The organism is Gluconobacter japonicus, assembly GCF_015244665.1.
GTDB lineage: Bacteria > Pseudomonadota > Alphaproteobacteria > Acetobacterales > Acetobacteraceae > Gluconobacter > Gluconobacter japonicus.
On record NZ_JABCQN010000005.1, the window covers coordinates 57,787 to 76,570 of the forward strand.

General features: G+C 58.4%; 15 protein-coding genes. 3 read left to right on the top strand and 12 right to left on the bottom strand.

What is annotated here, in order from left to right:
* Positions 1–4: 4 nt before the first annotated feature.
* From HKD32_RS10985 to HKD32_RS11015, 7 genes are all read right to left on the bottom strand, one after another.
* Positions 5–643, bottom strand: a complete 639-nt coding sequence (locus tag HKD32_RS10985; RefSeq protein ID WP_061931762.1) for a thioredoxin domain-containing protein — start codon at positions 641–643, stop codon at positions 5–7.
* On the bottom strand, positions 644–1,273 hold the full coding sequence (locus tag HKD32_RS10990; protein WP_194257984.1) for a thioredoxin domain-containing protein: 630 nt from the start codon (positions 1,271–1,273) through the stop codon (positions 644–646).
* 58 nt (positions 1,274–1,331) lie between these two features.
* Positions 1,332–2,270 carry a hemolysin family protein gene (locus HKD32_RS10995; RefSeq protein ID WP_194257985.1) on the bottom strand — a complete coding sequence of 313 codons (939 nt, stop codon included), beginning with the start codon at positions 2,268–2,270 and terminating at the stop codon, positions 1,332–1,334.
* Positions 2,267–2,755, bottom strand: a complete 489-nt coding sequence (gene ybeY / locus HKD32_RS11000; RefSeq protein ID WP_194257986.1) for an rRNA maturation RNase YbeY — start codon at positions 2,753–2,755, stop codon at positions 2,267–2,269. The genes HKD32_RS10995 and ybeY overlap by 4 nt, the downstream gene beginning before the upstream one ends.
* Positions 2,724–3,917 carry a PhoH family protein gene (locus HKD32_RS11005; RefSeq protein ID WP_194257987.1) on the bottom strand — a complete coding sequence of 398 codons (1,194 nt, stop codon included), beginning with the start codon at positions 3,915–3,917 and terminating at the stop codon, positions 2,724–2,726. Before HKD32_RS11005 ends, ybeY begins: the two co-directional genes overlap by 32 nt.
* Entirely contained in the window at positions 3,911–5,275 is a 1,365-nt protein-coding gene (gene miaB / locus HKD32_RS11010; RefSeq protein ID WP_194258014.1) for a tRNA (N6-isopentenyl adenosine(37)-C2)-methylthiotransferase MiaB, read from the bottom strand. The genes HKD32_RS11005 and miaB overlap by 7 nt, the downstream gene beginning before the upstream one ends.
* Before the next feature lie 300 nt (positions 5,276–5,575).
* Positions 5,576–6,532, bottom strand: coding sequence for a lysophospholipid acyltransferase family protein (locus tag HKD32_RS11015; RefSeq protein WP_194257988.1), 957 nt, complete (start codon positions 6,530–6,532; stop codon positions 5,576–5,578).
* 214 nt (positions 6,533–6,746) lie between these two features.
* On the opposite strand from HKD32_RS11015, the gene HKD32_RS11020 reads away from it, so the two are divergent.
* A complete protein-coding gene (locus tag HKD32_RS11020; protein ID WP_194257989.1) occupies positions 6,747–8,846 on the top strand; it encodes a BamA/TamA family outer membrane protein in 2,100 nt (699 codons plus the stop codon).
* Positions 8,846–12,982 (top strand): translocation/assembly module TamB domain-containing protein, encoded by a 4,137-nt coding sequence (locus HKD32_RS11025; RefSeq protein WP_194257990.1) that lies wholly within the window; start codon positions 8,846–8,848, stop codon positions 12,980–12,982. The genes HKD32_RS11020 and HKD32_RS11025 overlap by 1 nt, the downstream gene beginning before the upstream one ends.
* Here HKD32_RS11025 and HKD32_RS11030 read toward each other — a convergent pair.
* The 5 genes from HKD32_RS11030 to HKD32_RS11050 all read right to left on the bottom strand — a co-directional run bounded on the left by HKD32_RS11030 (position 12,976) and on the right by HKD32_RS11050 (position 17,431).
* A complete protein-coding gene (locus HKD32_RS11030; protein WP_194257991.1) occupies positions 12,976–14,559 on the bottom strand; it encodes a tetratricopeptide repeat protein in 1,584 nt (527 codons plus the stop codon). The two genes, HKD32_RS11025 and HKD32_RS11030, sit on opposite strands and share 7 nt — an antisense overlap.
* Before the next feature lie 10 nt (positions 14,560–14,569).
* The gene (locus HKD32_RS11035; protein ID WP_061931775.1) at positions 14,570–14,950 is read right to left on the bottom strand and encodes a response regulator; all 381 of its coding nucleotides are present in this window, start codon (positions 14,948–14,950) and stop codon (positions 14,570–14,572) included.
* Between the two features lie 3 nt (positions 14,951–14,953).
* Positions 14,954–15,754: an SDR family NAD(P)-dependent oxidoreductase gene (locus tag HKD32_RS11040; protein ID WP_194257992.1), complete on the bottom strand. Its 801-nt coding sequence runs from the start codon at positions 15,752–15,754 to the stop codon at positions 14,954–14,956.
* Between the two features lie 159 nt (positions 15,755–15,913).
* Entirely contained in the window at positions 15,914–16,501 is a 588-nt protein-coding gene (locus HKD32_RS11045) for a CarD family transcriptional regulator (protein WP_010502469.1), read from the bottom strand.
* 54 nt (positions 16,502–16,555) lie between these two features.
* The gene (locus HKD32_RS11050) at positions 16,556–17,431 is read right to left on the bottom strand and encodes a bestrophin family protein (RefSeq protein ID WP_194257993.1); all 876 of its coding nucleotides are present in this window, start codon (positions 17,429–17,431) and stop codon (positions 16,556–16,558) included.
* A 235-nt stretch (positions 17,432–17,666) separates the two neighbouring features.
* On the opposite strand from HKD32_RS11050, the gene HKD32_RS11055 reads away from it, so the two are divergent.
* Positions 17,667–18,782, top strand: coding sequence for an S-(hydroxymethyl)glutathione dehydrogenase/class III alcohol dehydrogenase (locus tag HKD32_RS11055; protein ID WP_194257994.1), 1,116 nt, complete (start codon positions 17,667–17,669; stop codon positions 18,780–18,782).
* The last annotated feature ends 2 nt before the right edge of the window (positions 18,783–18,784 follow it).

The following is an 18,784-nucleotide window of genomic DNA, read 5'->3' on the forward strand; positions in this document are numbered from 1 at the left end:
AAGATCAGGAGGCCTTGGCGACCAGATCGGCAAACTTTTCGTAGGTTTCCGGGTCCTGATCGTAGTGCGTGTTATTGAAGCGGAAATAAGGCGTGCCCTGGATGCTATAGGTGTCCGCATCCTTCTGCACCTGGTTAAACATGGCCTGCATGAACGCCGTGTCTTCGCTGATGCTCTTAAACTGGGCAGCGGAGACGCCGGCCAGAGCTGACATCTGCTGCAGACGCTGCATCGGGTCTCCGCCGGAAGCAAAAGCCCACTGCATCTGGCTGGAGAGCAGCGCACCAATGAAAGGTACGTAACGGTCTTCCGGCAGGGAACGGGCCACCATGGCGGCGGTCAGGCCGACGCGGTCTCCGCAGAAATCATGGAACTGATAGCGAATCTTCCCGGTATCAATGAGCTGTTCCTTGATCTTCGGGAATTCTTCCGTGCCGAAATGGGCGCAATGCGTACAGGTCAGGGAAAACCATTCCTGCACCAGCACTTTGGCGTTCGGATTGCCAATGATGCGCGGTCCCATGCGCGGGTCATTGGCAGGCAAGGCCGGTGGCGCATCAGCAGCGCGGGCTGCCGTACCGGCCACGGCAAGAGCCGGGGCTGCGGAAAGAATAAAACGGCGGGAAATCATGGGACGGGTCATTCAGGAAGCCTTTGCAACTGCTTTGGCGAACGCATCATAGCTGGAAACGACATCCGGGGCCGGAGCGTCATTGATGCGGAAATAAGGGGTCCCCTGGATCTGAAGGAAAGCACCATCGCGGTCCTGACGGTTCACGATGGCCTCGCGCAGGGCATTATCAGCGTTGATCTTATCGAACTCAGCCGCTGAAATACCCGCCATGGCGGCGCGCTTTTTCAATTCCTGTACGGGGTCGATGTTCTGCGCGAATGCCCACTGATCTTGCGTGCGGAGCAGATCATCCACGAAGGGGGCATAACGGTCTGCTGGCAGAGACCGGGCGAGCATGGCGGCCAGAAGCGCCACCTGATCGAGGGGGAAATCGTGATAGCGATAGCGGATCTTGCCCGTATCAATCAGGTTCGCCTTCACCTGCGGGAAGATCGTCTGCGCGAAATGTGCGCAATGAGAACAGGTGAGGGAAAACCATTCGTCAACCTGTACCTTGGCGTCCGGAGATCCAAGAACCCGTGGTCCCATGCGGGTATCTCCCGCCGGGAGGCCGGTGTCTTCTGCGAGAGCAGAAGGCAGGGAGGTCACTGCCGCAAGGGCAGGGCCAGCGATAAGGAACGCGCGGCGGCCAAGGGTCATGGACGGGTCTCCATTACGGACAATCTGACTTACTCAGAACGATGAACTGACGCGGGCGTCAAGACCCGCGCTCATCATCCTGCTGCCCGGTATCGGGGAGAGGCTTCTTTTCCCACCCTTCCGGAACCCGCATCCGCAAGGCACGGATATGACGCGCATCAGCGTCCAGAACGCGGAATTCCAGACCACTTTCATGGGTCAGAACTTCATCGCGGGCTGGAACATGCTCCGCCATGCGGAACACCAGCCCACCAACCGTTTCAATTTCCGCTTCCCGTTCTGCATCCGTCAGAACAGCGCCCAGCCGTTCCTCAAGCTGCCGGACGGGCAAGCGGGCATCGATATCGAACGATCCATCAGGGCGTTCGACCCACGGCGTTGTGACCGGATCATCATGCTCGTCTGAAATATCGCCCACGATGGTTTCGATCAGATCTTCGATCGTCACGAGGCCATCAATGCTGCCGTATTCATCAATAACGAGCGCCATGTGCATCCGGCGCTGACGCATCTGCAGAAGCAGATCCAGAACCGGGATGGTCGGTGCAATCATCAAAGGCTGACGCAGGAGCGGGCGAATGTCGAACGCCTCGGGATCGTCCACATAAGCCACCAGATCCTTCACATGAATCATGCCCGCGATATCGTCGAGCTGTCCGCGATACACCGGCATACGGGAGTGATTTTCCCGACGCATGTGGTCCAGCGCGTCGTTGAAAGAAATACTCTCCGGCATGGCAATGATGTCTGCACGCGGGATCATGACGTCATCTGCCGTGATGTCCCGCAGGCGCAGCACGTTCATGATGAGGGCGCGCTCCTGCCGGTCAAGTTCAGGCTCGTCACCTGTTTCCTCGACAGGCTGGGCAGCTTCCTGAACAAGCGTGGCGATGGATTCGCGCAAACCCTGATCGCGACCACGGCGTCCGAACAGTCCGAACAGGCCGCGGGAATTCTTCCTGCCGTCGTCTGAACGGTCAGTGATGTCTTCGCTCATGCCCGTCTTCCTGCCTGTCGCCACGGATCGCCAAAGCCAAGCTGACGCATCGTGCGGGTTTCCACGCCTTCCATGTCCCGGGCTTCGCCGGGCTGATAATGATCGTATCCTGCCAGATGCAGGGCACCATGAACCACAAGATGGGACAGATGGGCACGCATGCTGCGATGAGCAGCATCCGCTTCCTTCCGGACTGTCTCGTACCCCAGGATGATGTCTCCGCCATGGAGGGGGGACATCGGCTCGAATGTCAGAACATTCGTGGGCTTGTTCTTGTTGCGGAAGCGGGCATTGAGCCGCTTTACGATCCGGTCCGTCGAAAGAAGAATCGACGGCGCAGGAGACCGGCTGAAATCCGGGCCGCCCTGACGGGCGACGGCGGTGAGCGCACGACGGATCGCGCGCTCTGTATCAGGAACCGAGAAACGCCATCTGGCGTCCTCGATAATGATGTCAGTACCGGCGTGACGACTTGGAGGTTCCATTGTTTTCCCGGCGCGGCCGATCCCTGAAATTATCCAGAGGGGCAGGCGCTTTCTGTTCATAGGCATCGACGATACGGGCAACCAGCGGATGGCGCACCACATCGACGGACGTAAACCGTGTAATGCCGATTCCCTTGATGCCTTCGAGGGTCTCGACGGCTTCCCTTAGCCCAGATGATACCCCGTTGGGCAGATCAATCTGGCTCAGGTCGCCTGTAACAGCCATGCGTGTGCCTTCACCCATGCGGGTCAGGAACATCTTCATCTGGGCTGGTGTCGTATTCTGGGCTTCATCCAGAATGACGAAAGAGTGGGCAAGGGTTCTGCCGCGCATGAAGGCCAGCGGCGCAACTTCAATCTCGCCCGTACCCATCCGGCGCACGACCTGGTCGCCCGGCATCATGTCATTCAGGGCATCATAGAGCGGGCGGAGATAGGGGTCGATTTTTTCCCGCATGTCACCGGGCAGAAAGCCCAGCCGCTCGCCGGCTTCCACTGCCGGACGGGAGAGAATGATACGATCAACCTGTCCGGCCAGCAGCATGGCGACGCCCTGCGCGACAGCCAGATAGGTCTTGCCTGTTCCCGCTGGTCCGATCCCGAAGACCAGATCGGTGCGAGCCAGCATTTCCATATAGGCCGCCTGACCATGAGACCGAGGGGCAATCACGCCCCGTTTGGTGCGAATGGCGGGCAGGTCCGTAAAAGGAGCGGAAGACGGAGAGACCTGCTGTGGAGAGCGGGTATCCGTCCGATGTTGATTGTCCCGGCGTGGGTGCTGCTTCTGAGAATGTTGTGGTGGAGATGGTGGCGGAACGGCAGCCCGTTGCCGCTCATGATGGCGTGTCGGGAGTGCCGTGAGGCGGATCACCCCATCAACCTGCGAACTGTCGATGGTGCCGCCCTGTTCGAGCTGATTGTAAAGCGCGACGATGGCGGCCTGCGCCCGGCCAACGGCGTCCGTCTCTCCCGAGATGGCAATCTTGTTGCCACGGCATGAGAGCCGGACATCAAACCCTTCCTCAAGTCGGGCGAGATGTCGGTCGTGGTCTCCCAGAAGTCTCTGGAGAAGAATGTTGTCGTTGAAGCGCAATGCGACGGTGCGATTGCCTTCGGTGCCACCAGTGGTGGCGACGGAGCGCGTCGGGGGTGTTGTCAGCAAGCGGAGGCTGTCTCCCGGATGAGGGTTCCACCAAGTGAGTTGGTCATGCGAGTTGTGATGGCAACCTTGGCGATGGTGCCAATCAGGTGTTCCGGCCCTTCGAAATGAACAGGCTGGAGATACGGAGACCGGCCGGAAAGCTGACCCGGCTTGCGGCCTTTCCCCGTAATGAGAATATCCTGAACTGTCCCGACCATATCCGCATTGAATGCGTCCTGCTGTTCACGCAGGAGCGCCTGAAGCTCGGCGAGGCGACGGTCCTTCACGTCCTCAGCCACCTGAAAAGGCTGGCCTGCGGCGGGTGTGCCGGGACGGGGGGAATATTTGAAGCTGTAAGCCATGGCGAAGCCGATATCGCGCACAAGCTGCATCGTGGCTTCGAAGTCTTCATCCGTTTCACCCGGATGACCGACGATGAAGTCTGACGAGAGAGCCAGATCCGGCCGCGCTTCCCGCAGGCGACGAACGCTTTCGCGGTACTCGTCTGCGGTATGCCCACGGTTCATGGCTTTCAGGATACGGTCTGAACCGCTCTGAACCGGCAGATGCAGGAAGGGCATCAGGGCGCGGTTATCGCGGTGAGCGTCGATCAGGGTCTGATCCACGTCACGCGGGTGAGACGTCATGTAGCGGATACGATCCAGACCCGGCAGGCGTGTCAGTTCTTCGGCCAGTTCCGCCAGTGTAGCACTGCGACCCTGGCCATTATCGCCATGATAGGCGTTGACGTTCTGGCCCAGCAGCGTGATTTCACGGACGCCAGCGTCCACCATGCGGCGTGCTTCCGCCATGACGGAAGCGACCGAACGGCTGCTTTCTGCGCCGCGTGTGTACGGTACGACACAGAAGGAGCAGAACTTGTCGCAGCCTTCCTGAATGGTCAGAAACGCCGTGAGGTTCCCAGCGGACTGAGGGGCAGCCTCATTGGGAAGGAAATCGAATTTCTGTTCAGCCGGGAAATCCGTCTCGATGACCGCACCGCCAGCGCGCGCTGCACGGGCGACCATTTCTGGCAGGCGATGATAGGTCTGCGGGCCAAGCACCAGATCAACATAGGGCGCACGACGGAGGATTTCTTCGCCTTCTGCCTGCGCCACACACCCGGCAACGGCAATGATACTGCGTTCGCGTCCGTTTTCCATCCGCTCGTCACGGATTTTGCGAAGGCGACCCAGCTCGGAAAAGACCTTTTCCGTGGCGCGTTCCCGGATATGGCAGGTGTTGAGGATCACCATGTCCGCCTCTTCAGGCGTTTCAACCGGCCCATAGCCAAGCGGACGCAGGACATCAGCCATGCGGGCGCTGTCATAGACGTTCATCTGGCAGCCCCATGTAATGACATGCAGCCCATGACGCATACGGTCAGTCGGGGCACGATCAGCAGGGGCAGGCGCGGAGGCGGAAGTCTCGGTGGTCACAGTCTCGATCCGGGATTGGCAAAAGCAGGCACACACATCGGGGCAGGAGACCGCGCGGTCAAGCCTGTCCAGACAGGGGAGAAGTCAAACATGGGGCGGTATCGGCATGTCAGACTGGCCTGAAGTGGCATCACCATCTCCGGACGGACGCTGGATTGCTCCCATCAATGGCTATGAAAGTGACGCGCTGACGGCGGGCAAGTCAAGACAAACCTTGTGAATTGCAGAAGAATAAGGCGCTTAGTTCTGTCCGTCTGGCACAAGTCCCTGCCGAAGCTGGGCGGCACCATCCAGCACGGCCTTGAACGTTGCGTTGGCCAGTTCCTTGCGGGATTTGAAATCCTCCGGGTTCAACGGTGGATGCAACAGAACGGTTGCCCGCATTGAGCGCCACTGGCCGAACGACCAGATATGTGGCGTCAGGTCCATGTCCCCATACCATGAGAAAACGGACCGCCGACTGCGCCCGACTGGCAGGCCTTCCAGTCGGTCATAAACGATGGAAACGGGCTGGATGAGGACCGGAGGGGGCTTTGGCATCCCTGCCTGCTCAAGGCGGCCCGGCTTGGCCACGGCAAAGAAAGACGACAGGAAGGGCAGGACGCGGCTGCCATCTGAAGACGTGCCTTCCGGGAAAAGTACGATATCGTCTCCGTCCCAGAGGCGATCCGCCATGTCATGCAGTTCCTTCCCCGTGTTCTGGCGGTTGCGGCTGACGAAGATCGTACGTCCGAGACGTGAGATGGTGCCAATCAGCGGCCAGGTACCGACTTCGCCTTTAGCGACGAACACCGTATGGAGAACACCGCCAACAGCGATGATATCCAGCCAGGAGCAATGATTGGCGACATAAACGATCGGGCGTTCACCATTTTGGACATCCCTGGCGGTTCTGATGCCACCGGCAGGTGTCCCGATGACACGAAACTGAAGCCCTAGAATACGCCCAATCGTGTACCAGAAAACGCGAGGAAGCCGGATCTTTGCTGGACCAGGCAGACGTATGAAGAGCGCCTGCAGGCAGCCTGCCCAGAAAGCCCATATCAAAACGGCTATCAGTCGCCCGATACAGCTCAGCCGGCTGAAGAGCGAGGACTGCGTTGTTGCCTGATTGACCGGAAAATTGACACTTTCATCAATGATCGGTCGGTTGTGGCGTCGGCGGCCGGACGGTGAAGGAGCATCACGATGGGACATGGGTGCTGAGTGATACGGTTTTCAGAAGACCTAGACAATCTTGTTTGTCTTTCAGGCGTATCTATCGGCTATAACAGGGAGGGTCTTCGGTGGACTTGGCGTGCGTGTTCAGGATAGAGCCAGAAGAGTATGCGGCCGTCTTTTGCGGATCCGCTCCAAAGGGTCGATCCTTCCCGGTTCGATCCCTCCTCAAAACGGATTTTCAGGACCTCCGGTGAAGCCAGGCCATCGCTCGTCAGTTGTTTCCTTTTCCCTTGCTTTCGGCGTCATGGCATCCTGCTGTCATGTTGAGAAAGCATGGGCAGATGCGCCCTCCAGCGGGGAGGAGGCCGAGAAAACCGTTCCGTATTCTGTTACCCTTCAGCCGACTAAAAATGCGGAGGTCGATGCCGCCATCCAGGCCTCGTCCCAGCTTCAAACACTGAAGACGACCCATGCTGTTGGACCTTATGCGTTAGCGGGACGTATCCGTGCGGATTACGACCGTGTGGACACGGCATTGCAGTCCCAGGGCTATTATGCGGGGACGGTTACAATTCGTATCAAGGTCGGTGATCGGGAACTGGATGGACGTGATCCTGCACTGCCGGATGCTCTGAATGCGCTTCCCAAAGGCGGAAAGGTCAGCATTACCCTTTCCGCTACCATGGGGCCACAATTCCATCTCGGCAAGATTAGCCTGACAACACCGCCGCCCAAAGCAGTTCAGCCATCTGATGCAGCTGCGAAATCACCGTCTCCAAAAGGAAGTGCGGCTCCAGCGAACAGTAAGGCTCAGACAGCAGAGAAAATGGGCGCGCCAGAGACAGCGGGAGACGCTACGGCTCAGGGTGAACCCGTGGAACTGACTGCGGAAGAACTGAAAGCGTTCAAGCTGAAATCCGGACAGCCAGCAGTGGCTTCCGATGTGCTTGCCGCACAGGGAAATCTTCTCACCCAGTTGCAGGAAGAGGGGTATGCGGTCGCGGATGTGTCCACGCCGCTTGCCTATCTTCAGCCGCATGACAATACGCTGGATATTGTCTTCCGCGTTGGGAGAGGTCCGAAGGTTGTCATTGGTCCCGTCGGGATGGATGGCTTGCAACGTGTGCACCAGTCGTTCCTTCGCCGCCGTCTGACGATCAAGGAAGGCGAGCTGTATCAGCCGTCCAAGATTGAGGCGGCTCGTCAGGATCTCGCGGCTGTGGGCGTATTTTCGTCGGTTCAGGTTCATAATGCGCCGCCGATCGTCACGCTTGGACCGGGTAAGACGCTGGTGCCTGGAGTTTTTCAGGCCATGCCGATCGACTTCGATTTCAAGGAAGCCAAGCGGCGCACCGTTGCGGTTCAGGCCGGGTACTCGACCGATCTGGGTGGACGTGCCGGTGTCACCTGGACGCATCATAATCTTCTGGGGAATGCCGAGCAGCTCAAGCTGACAGCTCTGCTGACAGGCCTCGGCGGCTCAGCCCAGCAGGGTCTGGGCTACGATGTTTATGCAGATTTCAGCAAGCCGGACTTCCTGCATAAAAACCAGAACCTGAGCCTGCGTGTGGAAGCGGTGCGGCAGCTTCTGTATTCCTATCATCAGACGGCCTTCATTCTTCGCGGAGGCATCGGCCGACGTCTTGGCAAGTTCTGGTACGTGTCGGGCGGCCTCATGGGGATGCAGGAGCAGATCCAGCAATTTGGCGACACACGAAACTATTTCATCGTGTCCGCGCCATTGAGCGCGACCTATGACAGCACCCAGCTTTCCAATCCGATCGACCCGGCAACACATGGTATTCGGGCCGCCCTGTCCGCTACGCCGTCCGTATCTTTGGAAAATGGAACGTCCTTCTTCACCCTCCTGTCTGCGCAGGTCTCAACATACTTTGACCTTGCCCGGATCGGGCTGACCAAACCCGGTAAGAGCATCATTGCGGTGCGTGGCACGGTTGGGTCGGTTCAGGGGGCATCCACCTACCAGATCCCGCCGGATCAGCGGCTCTACGCGGGTGGACCTGCGACGGTTCGTGGCTTCCGGTATCAGGGCGTGGGGCCGCAGTATGGCAGAACGAAATATGCCATTGGCGGTACGTCTCTGGATGCGGGAACGGTCGAGTTTCGCCAGCGGCTGCCAATGAATCTGGGTATGGCGGCTTTCGTCGATGCCGGTCAGGTCGGGACTGGCTCCCGTCCGGGGCAGGGCACGCTTCGTGTTGGCTATGGCGCGGGTGTTCGTTACTTCACGCCGATCGGACCTATTCGTGTTGACGTTGCCCTTCCCATGAACCGCCCGGCTTATGGCGACAAATGGGAACTCTATATCGGTCTTGGGGAGACTTTCTGATGCGCGCCCGCAGGATCATTCTCTGGATCGTTGGTCTCGTTGTCGGCGTTCCGCTTGGACTGGTTGTTCTGGCGCTCGTGATCGTGCTAATCGGCATCAATATCGGGCCAGGGCAGCGGCTGATCGAAAGCAAGGTCGGCCCACTGACGGGGGGCATGGTGCAGATCGCCGGGCTGTCCGGCGCGCTTCCGCAGCATCTGACGCTGGCGGAACTCCGAGTGAAGGACAGCAAGGGTGTCTGGCTGGAGCTGGATCATTTTGAGCTCCGCTGGTCTCCGCTCTCCCTTCTGCACATGGATGCGCACGTCAAGGTTCTGAGTGCCAGCCGTCTGGCACTGCTGCGCAGCCCTGTGTCAGATACGGCTCAGACGACCGAGGCGCAGACGAAGTCCGGCCCGTCGAAGCTCAATATCCGGGTAGATCTGGATGCGCTGAATGTCGGCCGTATCGAAATCGGGCCTGACTTCACGGGTAAGCCCACGGTCTTCACGCTGAACGGTCACTCGCATATCGCGTCAATCGCGCCATTCCTGAATGGCGTGACAATGCAGTCGCTTCCGAAAATGGATATCGCGCTGCAACTGAACCGTCTGGATGCGCCGGGTGGCATGACGCTGGCGGCTCAAACCCCCAAAGACCGTATTGTGCTGGCGCTTACCTATAAGGAAGGCGTCAACGGGTTTGCGACCACGCTTGGGCAACTGCCGCAGCTTGATCCAGTAGATACGCATCTGAATCTGTCCGGACCGCGCACCGCTGCTGCTCTTGATTTCGGGCTGAGCGCCGGGCCGATTACGGCCTCCTCAACCGGTCAGATCAATCTCTACACCAATGTGGCAACGCTGCACGTCAAGGCCAATGCGCCTGCCATGACCCTGAAGCCGGGAATTGGCTGGAATGCGATTGCCCTGAATACCGATCTGCATGGGCCGCTGAAGGCCCCCGCAGGGCAGGGTCTTCTGGACATTGACGCTTTGACCGCGGGGGGCGCTTCCATCGGGCATTTGCACGCGACATTTGACGGGACCGAAACGCCCAAGCCTGAAGATACAGTCGCGCATCTTCAGGCCGCCCTGACGGGTCTGCGTGTGCCCGGACCTCAGCCCACATTGTTGGCATCTTCCCCGTTGACGCTGGATGTGACCGCGCATCCGCTCGCGACGACTATGCCGGTTGTGGCGACCATCAGTCACCCGCTGATCCAGATGGCCGCGAACACGACGCTCAAGCCAGCAGCGTCCGGTCACATCACGCTGACATTGCCGGATTTGCACCCGCTTGCTGCCATGGGCAGCACGGATCTGAGCGGAAACGCTGCACTGGCGGCAGATTTCGCAATGCCTGTGACGGATCATGATGACCTGACGGTCCAAAGCACAGGTACGATTTCCATCACGGGTGGTCAGCCGCAGGCTCTGCACCTGATCGGCAAGGACGGTCATCTGGCCCTGGAGCTCAGCAAGTCCCCGGCCAATGTTCTGACGGTGAAGAATTTCGGGCTGGATGGTCAGGCGCTCCATGTTCTGGTGTCGGCCATCGTGGATATGGCGCATGGCAACCGGATGCAGACCAAGGCAACGGTTACGTTGCCCGATCTGAAACAGGTCAGCCCGACACTTCTCGGGAATACGACCCTGACGGCCACGGCGGACGGGCCGACCGATGATCTGGCGGTCAAAGCCGGGCTGGAAGGCGAGTTTGGAACAAAGGATGTAGCGAAGGGGCCAGTGGCGTTGGATGCGGATTTCCAGCATCTGCCCTCGCATCCTCAGGGTACCCTGACGGCGCATGGAACGCTGGATCATGCACCCTTGGTGCTTGATAGCGCCGTGCAGAAAACGGATGATGGCGCATTCCATGTCGATCTGAACAAGCTGAGCTGGAACAGCCTCACCGGGCAGGGCAAACTTCGTCTTCCAAACGGCGCAAAGGTCCCGTTGGGAGATCTGGATCTCAGCATCAGGAACCTTGCGGATTTCCAGCGTCTGATTGGCCAGGCCATCAAGGGGCATCTGGCTCTTGCCATTCATACGACCGAGCCACAAGGCGCACCGCCGCAGGTCAAACTTGGGCTTGACGGTGCGTTGGCCATGGCTCAGGCGAGCGTGCAGTCCCTGACATTGAAGGGCCTGATTTCCAATCCGATTGATGATCCAACCCCGGATCTGACGCTCGATCTGGCAGGCGTTCGTTCGCAGGACATTACGGGTAAGGCCCGGGCGACGGTCAAAGGACCGCAGTCCGCCATGGCGCTGACGCTAAATGGGGCTTTCCAGAATGTCATGGGCGCACCGGCCAATGTCGATACGGCTGTTCTGCTCAACCTGCCAAAGAAGACCGTCCGCATTGATCGTCTGACGGCGATGGCGAAAGACGAATATATCCGTCTGGGTGGGCCAGCCAATGTGTCCTTCGGAGATGTCATGGGCGTGGATCATCTGCGTGCGACGCTGGCCCCAAAGGGTGTGGCGCCGGCAACGATTGATGTTGCAGGCTCGATCAAGCCTCGCCTTGCGTTGACGGCAACGGTGGACCGTCTGACGCCTGCGATTGCCAAGCCTTTCGCCCCGGATCTGGCAGCAAGCGGCACCATTTCCGCCAAGGCCAATCTGGGCGGAACACTGGATGCCCCGACCGGAACCGTGTCTCTGAGTGCGCATGGTCTGAAAATGCAGACCGGTCCCGCAGCGTCGCTTCCAGCTGCGGAAATTCTGGCAAATATCGGTCTCGCCGGAAAAACGGCAAAGGTGGATGCAACGCTTTCGGCTGGCCCGAAAGTGGCTCTCGCGGTTCGTGGAACGGCGCCTACGTCCAAGGATGGCGCGATCGCCCTGAACACGACTGGCCATGTGGATCTGTCCGTTGCCAACGGTGTGCTGGGTGCGAGCGGCATGGCGACGAAGGGTCAGATCGGGATCAATCTGAATGTCGCTGGAAACGCAACCCAGCCTCGGGCAACCGGGCAGGTTGACCTGCACAATGTCTCTTTCGATCATTACGCACAGGGTGTCCGTCTGACGGACATCAACGGTGCGATTGTGGCCTCAGGTGACACTCTGACGCTTCAGAACGTTCTGGCTCATGCAGGTCCGGGAACGATTGGTCTGACGGGAACAGTCGGTGTGTTCCGACCGGGTCTGCCGGTGGATATCAAGGCTATTTCCAACAAGGCGCGACCGATCTCCAGTGATCTGGTAACAGCCACGATCAACACGGACCTGCATATTCATGGACAGGCCACCACCCGTGTCGATGTGGACGGGAAGATCGTTCTGCCGAGCGTGGCGGTCAACATCCCCAACTCCATGCCGGCTTCTGTGGCGCAGCTTGATGTGGTTCGTCCTGGCCAGAAGGCACCCGACACGACCAGTGCATTGATTATTGGTCTGGCGATTGATGTGATTTCGCCGGGCCAGTTTGTGGTGCAGGGACATGGTCTGGATGCAGAAATGCAGGGCAAACTGCATGTGGGTGGGACCAGCAGCGCGCCGTCCGTGACGGGCGGGTTCGACCTTAAGCGCGGTAACTTCAACCTTGCTGGGATCAACCTGAATTTCACGCATGGACGCGTCGCGTTCAATGGCACGGGCGTGAACCACAAGCTTGATCCGACACTGGATTTCCGCGCAGACCGTAATGCCAAGGGAACGCTGGCGAGCCTTCTGGTGACTGGCTATGCCAGCGCACCAAGGATCGACTTCGCATCAGTGCCGACACAGCCTCGGGATGAAGTTCTGGCCATTCTGCTCTTCGGAACAGACGCACATTCCCTCTCGACCACGCAGCTTGCTGAACTTGCTGCTGCCGTGGCTCAGCTTGCAGGGGGCTCGTCTTTTGACCCACTCGGGAAAGTGCGAAATGCGCTTGGGCTTGATCGTCTCGCCGTAGGTGGCGGTAGTGGCGTCGATAACGGGGGGACCAGTGTGGAAGCCGGAAAATACGTCATGAAGGGCGTCTATGTTGGCGCGAAACAGGCTACATCCGGGTCCGGTACGCAGGCGCAGGTTCAGATTGATCTGACGAAGCGCCTCAAGCTTAACACGACTGTCGGAACAGGCGGGCAGGTGACTGGCTTTACGACTCCGGAAAACGATCCGGGCTCAAGCGTTGGTCTGTCTTACGGGTTCGATTACTGAGCGCTGACTGCGTCTTCAAGCAAAGACCTGACCCGGGTTACAACGTCCGACCAGTCCCGGAAACGGGTCTGGCGGACGATTTTCATTTTCGGATACCACGGACTGTCGTCCCGGCCATGAAGCCAGCGCCAGCAGTTGTTGAACCTGTCCATCATGATGACAGGTTTCCCAAGCCCTCCTGCCAGATGCACCATGGACGTATCTACAGATACGACAAGGTCGAGGCATGAGACGAGGGCCGCCGTATCATCCATATCCAGACATTGCGGCATGAAGTCGATCAGATGTCCGGGAAAGTCGAGCCGTTGCAGGGCGGGCTCGTCCTTCTGAAGAGAGTAAAAGCTGATCCCCTCCAGATCGGCCAGAGGCGCAAGCGCGGAGAGCGGCATGGACCGTTGGCGATCCACCATCTGTGCACCTGTATTTTCAGGACGAGCGCCGCCCGCCCAAACCAGGCCGACACGCAATTTGCGGTCGGAATGCAAGATTTTCTTCCACTGGAGGACTTTGACTGGATCGGCCTTCAGATAGGGAACGGGTGCGCCCATGGCGTCAGGCGTCGCGGAAAACGCACGGGGAAGGCTGATGAAGGGGCAGTGGTAGTCATAGTCTGGCGTCTCTCCGCCATGTTGCACGATGGTTGTGCCTTCGACGCGGCGGCAGAGGCCAGCCAGCGTGGACGTGCCCCAGATATGAACAATAGCGCCTGTTCGGGCGAGAGCCGGGATATATCGGAGATACATTAGCGTATCGCCCAGACCTTCCTCCTGCGTCACGAGGACACGTTTTCCCTCAAGGTCCAGGAAAGGCGTAATATTGGGCAGAAGTCGGTTCTGCGGCAGGTTGGTATGTCCAGGCATACCGAAACGCCATTCGTGCTCGGCCCACCCCTGAGCCATACGACCGCTTTTAAGCATGGCAATGGAATGATTCAGCCTAAGTGCAGCTTCGTTGGGGGCGAGGGGAATGGTCTCTCGATAGATGTTTGCCGCGTCTTCAAGGCGTCCGATATTATTGAGAATAGCAGCCATGTTGCAGCCAGGCCCCCATTCTTCAGGCGCGCGCTGACGCAGACCATCGAGAATGAACAAGGCTTCGTCGAAACGTCCCTGTTCCGTGAGATTCATGGCCAGAAGATTGAGGGTGCCCTTGTCATTGGGGCGCCGCTTAAGGCTCTCCCTTAGGCACACTTCCGCCTCATCAAAGCGTCCCAGATGCATGAAGATATTGCCCTGCGCATCTAGGAGGCGCGGGTCATGCGGGGCGATTTTTCGGCTTTCTGAAAACAGATGCAGAAGGTCGGCTCTACGACGCAGGCCAACTGCTTCGTCAATAACGGCTGCGACAGCGTGGCCCCCAAAGGGAAGGGTCGCTTTTTCAAGCTCTGTCGCGGCCGCCTGATACTGGCCAAGGCGGAAAAAGGCGCGCCCTCTGTTCAGATGGACGGCAGGACTGTTTGGAAGAGGGGCAAGCAAAGTCAGTGCCTTGTGAGCATCTCCCGCCCGGAGGCTTTGATCGGCTTCGTTCAGGCGATGCTCGACCGGTGAAGGAGTGCTGGGATCACTGGCACTATTCATTATAGAGGCCCTAACCGGAAACCGGCTCTGCCATCTCGTGAAGAGCTTTCAGAACGGCAGCAAGCGAGTAGGGTTTGGAAATAAAGCGGTCTCGCGCCGGGTCACCGGATGTTTCGTTCCGGCGAAGATCACCATGACCACTGATGTAAATGACCGGAAGATCCGGCCAGCGCTCGCGGGCCTGATGGCTCAGGCTCATGCCATCACCATCAGGAAGAGCCATATCTGCTACCAACGCATCAAGACGAGGCTCCGAAGTGATGCAGGCAGTCGCTTCGGCACAGGTTCCTGCTTCCCTCACATCCAGTCCACTGTCCTGCAGGAATTCCACAAGGCAAGTTCGGATCAGAAAATCATCTTCGATGATGAGAACAGTGAGGGAAGGTGTCATGGATTACGAGGACCAGTTCTTTTCGAAGTCACCATACAACGTCAGGCCACCATCCACATAGAGGGTCTGACCCGTAATATAGGTGCTGTCTTCGGCGGCAAGAAACGTGATGGCATCGGCAATTTCGCGACTTTCACCCGGACGCTTCATCGGGATGTGATCGGAAACGGCTTTATACTGCTCCGGATCATTGATCCACGACATGTTGATTGGCGTTACGATGGCCCCCGGCGCAACCGCGTTTACTCGGATGCCACGGCTCGCATATTCCAGCGCCAGTGTGCGGACGATATTGCCCACAGCGCCCTTTGAGGCGGAATAGCCGAGATAATGAGGCTTCGGGATGATCTGGTGAACAGAGGAGTTCACAATGATTGCGCCCTGAATGCCGTTTTCGAGCCAGTATTTGATGGCTTCGCGGCAGGGCAGCATTACACCCGTCACATTGACGGCCATCACGCCTTCAAAGTCTTCCAGCTTGATGTCTTCGGACGGAGACGGAATCTGGTAACCTGCGTTGCAGACCAGAACATCCAGTCCACCCATGGCTTCGATGCTCTCGCGCATCAGGCGGCGGACGTCTTCTTCCTTAGAGATGTCACCCGTGGCGATCGGGTGTTCGCCGCCAGAAACCTTTGGAAGCTTGTCGCGGACAGCAATCAGCTTGTCTTCCTTGCGGCCATTCAGTGCGACCTGAGCGCCTTCTTCTGCAAAGCGAAGGGCTGTGGCCTCACCGATACCTTGGGACGCACCCGTAACGAGTACTTTCTTGCCGGCGAAACGATTGCTGTAAGGGGCGGGCATAGGTCCTCACCTCTCCTTGAACGTCAGGGATTTCAAATGATGGGGTAAAGCATCCTGAAAGAGCTTTCCGTGTCGCCAACGCGGAAGAAAGGTGAAGGATGCTTTTCAAACTGCGATGTTTTCATAATTAAATGAAAACATCGCAGAATTGGGGAAGGCTCAGGCGGCCTTCATGGTCTTGGTCAGGTTCTCGAGAACCGTTGCAGGGTCCGTGTTTTCAAGAACAGCCACTTCAGCCACAAAGCGCTCCTGTGCAGCCTCAAACAGCTTGCGTTCGGAGAAGCTGCCATCAAGGCTGTCCACGTTGCGGCGCAGATCACGCAGAACTTCTGCAATCTGGATCAGATCACCGGAGTTGATCTTTTCCTGATAAGCGACAGCACGACGGGCCCACATGCCTTTGCTGACATGTGGCTTACCCTTGATGACCGTCATCGCCTTGTCGACGATGTCACGCGTTACGATTTTACGCAGACCCGCTTTACGCGCCTTGGCCAGCGGGATGCGCAGGGTCATCTGGTTGCCAGGGAACGAGATCTGGATCATCTCGATCATGGTATCGGCCACTTCGACCATACCGATCTTGTCCACCCGGCCTACGCCATGCGCTGCGTAAACGATGGAGTCACCCTCGCTGAACGGATCTGAACCGTGCTCGGGATCGGTCTGACGGGCGGTATTCTTGGCTGCGGCACGAGCCATTTCGTCGGTCATGCCGCCCTTCGGGGGGGTCTTGAAGGTGTTCATAGCTCTGGACAATACCAGAAAAACCCCCTCCTGTCCTGCATTATCCGATCTGAATCATGCCTGCACCCCGTGCCTGGGCTGGATGGGAGCCGGCGCAGGCTCTCCAATGGGTTGCAGAAGATCGCGCTCAATGGTTCGGGCCATGGTGTGCATTGGCAGGGCATGGACGCTGGCGATGAACGGTTCCTGAAGGTCACGGCCACTGCGATCCAGCATCTGGAACAGCAGACCGATCACACTGGAGCCAAGCGGCGTGATCCAGCCCAGTGTCTGAACTGCTGACAGGGGCAGAATGATGCAGAACAGATGCGTAGCCAGTTCAGGAATGACGGAATACTGCACTGGAAGCGGTGTGTTACGGATACGCTCGAGACCGCCCTGTGCGTTGGCAATATCCGAAAGAATACGATCCACCGTGCCATGAACGGCACCGTCAATGCCCTTGAGTTCTACTTCCTGCTGCACTCCAAGGCCAATTTCGTAAAGCAGGGCATTTGCTGTGTTGGAACAGGCAAAGACCTTGCTGCGCACGTCAGCCGGAAGCAGTCTTTCGACTTCCTCACCGGTTGAATCTCCGCGGAGTGCCGCACGCAGGACGTGCGGGTAGGCAGCCATATACCGTGCAAGATCGGGGCGACCGCCCAGCAGGGACGCCGCTTCACGGCCAAAGGACCGGCAGTTGTTGGTGATCGAGCCCCAGAGGGTTCGCCCTTCCCACCAGCGTGCATAGGCAGCGTTGTTACGCATGCCAAGAAAGATGGCCAGCGCAGACCCCATCAGGGAAATGGGGAGGGCAGGCTGGTCCATCCATTCCTGATGGTAAATCTGGAAAAGGATAACGACTACAAGATCCCAGAGGGCCAGCAGAAGGATAGGTGGCAGGGATTCTCTGAAGAGAATGGCCAGGCCGTGTTGGCGATTGACGATCAAGCAGAAGGCTCCTTGCCTGAATGCGATATGACCTCTGAAACTAACCGTGAAAAGTATGACCGGCCAACACCAAAAGATTTCTGATGTTTTGCGCAGTTTTGCCAGTCAAAACGGGAAAGAAACTTTCCAGCACAACAGCTTTGTTTCACGAGGCCGCAGGAAAGCATAACGCGCCTCTTGCGTCCGGTTTCCCGAATGCGACACCTTGTCGCAACGCATCAGGGAGTCAGTGCACATGGACGTCATTGCAGCAATCGCGTTTGAAGCGGGCAAGCCGCTTGAAATCGATACCGTTCAGCTCGAAGGGCCGAAGGAAGGCGAGGTTCTGGTCGAGATCAAGGCGACCGGCCTCTGTCATACTGACAAGTACACGCTGTCCGGTCAGGACCCGGAAGGACTGTTTCCTGCCATTCTGGGGCACGAGGGTGCCGGGATTGTTCGCGAGGTCGGCCTGGGCGTAAAGCATCTGAAACCGGGAGACCATGTGATCCCGCTTTATACGCCGGAATGTCGGGAATGTCCGTCCTGCCTGTCTCGCAAAACAAACCTCTGTACGTCGATCCGGTCTACGCAGGGTAAGGGCGTGATGCCTGATGGAACGTCGCGCTTTTCCTACAAAGGGCAGCCGATCCATCACTACATGGGCTGCTCAACCTTCGCGAACTTCACGGTTCTGCCAGAAATCTCGCTGGCAAAAATCCGTCCGGACGCTCCGTTCGACAAGGTCTGCTACATCGGCTGCGGCGTGACCACGGGCCTTGGTGCAGTGATGTTCACGGCTCAGGTCGAGCCTGGGTCCACTGTGGCTGTTTTTGGCCTCGGCGGGATTGGTCTGAATGTAATTCAGGGCGCAAAGATGGTGGGTGCAACGCGCATCATCGGCATTGACGTTAATCCTGCCCGTGAAGCCATGGCGCGCCAGTTTGGTATGACGGATTTCGTCAATCCGAAAGATCTTGGCCCCAACGGCGATCTGGTCGGGCATCTGATCGAAATCACGGGGGGTGGCGCGGACTACACGTTCGAATGTGTGGGCAATGTCACGCTCATGCGGCAGGCTCTGGAAAGCGCGCATCGTGGCTGGGGTGTGTCCTGCGTCATTGGTGTTGCCGGGGCCGGTCAGGAAATCAGCACGCGCCCGTTCCAGCTTGTGACGGGTCGTCGCTGGATTGGTTCAGCGTTTGGCGGCGCGCGCGGTCGAACAGATGTTCCAAAAATCGTCGACTGGTACATGGAGGGGCGGATCGACATTGATTCCCTCATTACCCACAAGCTCAAGCTCTCCGAGATCAATCACGGCTTTGACCTGATGACGCGTGGTGAGAGCATCCGCAGCGTTGTGGAGTACTGAGT

Excerpts from the sequence above, each read along its gene's own strand:
- HKD32_RS11040 (WP_194257992.1), bottom strand. The coding sequence starts at position 15,754 with ATGCCCGCCCCTTACAGCAATCGTTTCGCCGGCAAGAAAGTACTCGTT.
- HKD32_RS11045 (WP_010502469.1), bottom strand. The coding sequence starts at position 16,501 with ATGAACACCTTCAAGACCCCCCCGAAGGGCGGCATGACCGACGAAATG.
- HKD32_RS11015 (WP_194257988.1), bottom strand. The coding sequence starts at position 6,532 with ATGTCCCATCGTGATGCTCCTTCACCGTCCGGCCGCCGACGCCACAAC.
- miaB (WP_194258014.1), bottom strand. The coding sequence starts at position 5,275 with ATGCGTCATGGGCTGCATGTCATTACATGGGGCTGCCAGATGAACGTC.
- HKD32_RS11055 (WP_194257994.1), top strand. The coding sequence starts at position 17,667 with ATGGACGTCATTGCAGCAATCGCGTTTGAAGCGGGCAAGCCGCTTGAA.
- HKD32_RS10985 (WP_061931762.1), bottom strand. The coding sequence starts at position 643 with ATGACCCGTCCCATGATTTCCCGCCGTTTTATTCTTTCCGCAGCCCCG.
- HKD32_RS11030 (WP_194257991.1), bottom strand. The coding sequence starts at position 14,559 with ATGAATAGTGCCAGTGATCCCAGCACTCCTTCACCGGTCGAGCATCGC.
- HKD32_RS11025 (WP_194257990.1), top strand. The coding sequence starts at position 8,846 with ATGCGCGCCCGCAGGATCATTCTCTGGATCGTTGGTCTCGTTGTCGGC.
- HKD32_RS10995 (WP_194257985.1), bottom strand. The coding sequence starts at position 2,270 with ATGAGCGAAGACATCACTGACCGTTCAGACGACGGCAGGAAGAATTCC.
- HKD32_RS11035 (WP_061931775.1), bottom strand. The coding sequence starts at position 14,950 with ATGACACCTTCCCTCACTGTTCTCATCATCGAAGATGATTTTCTGATC.
- HKD32_RS10990 (WP_194257984.1), bottom strand. The coding sequence starts at position 1,273 with ATGACCCTTGGCCGCCGCGCGTTCCTTATCGCTGGCCCTGCCCTTGCG.
- ybeY (WP_194257986.1), bottom strand. The coding sequence starts at position 2,755 with ATGGAACCTCCAAGTCGTCACGCCGGTACTGACATCATTATCGAGGAC.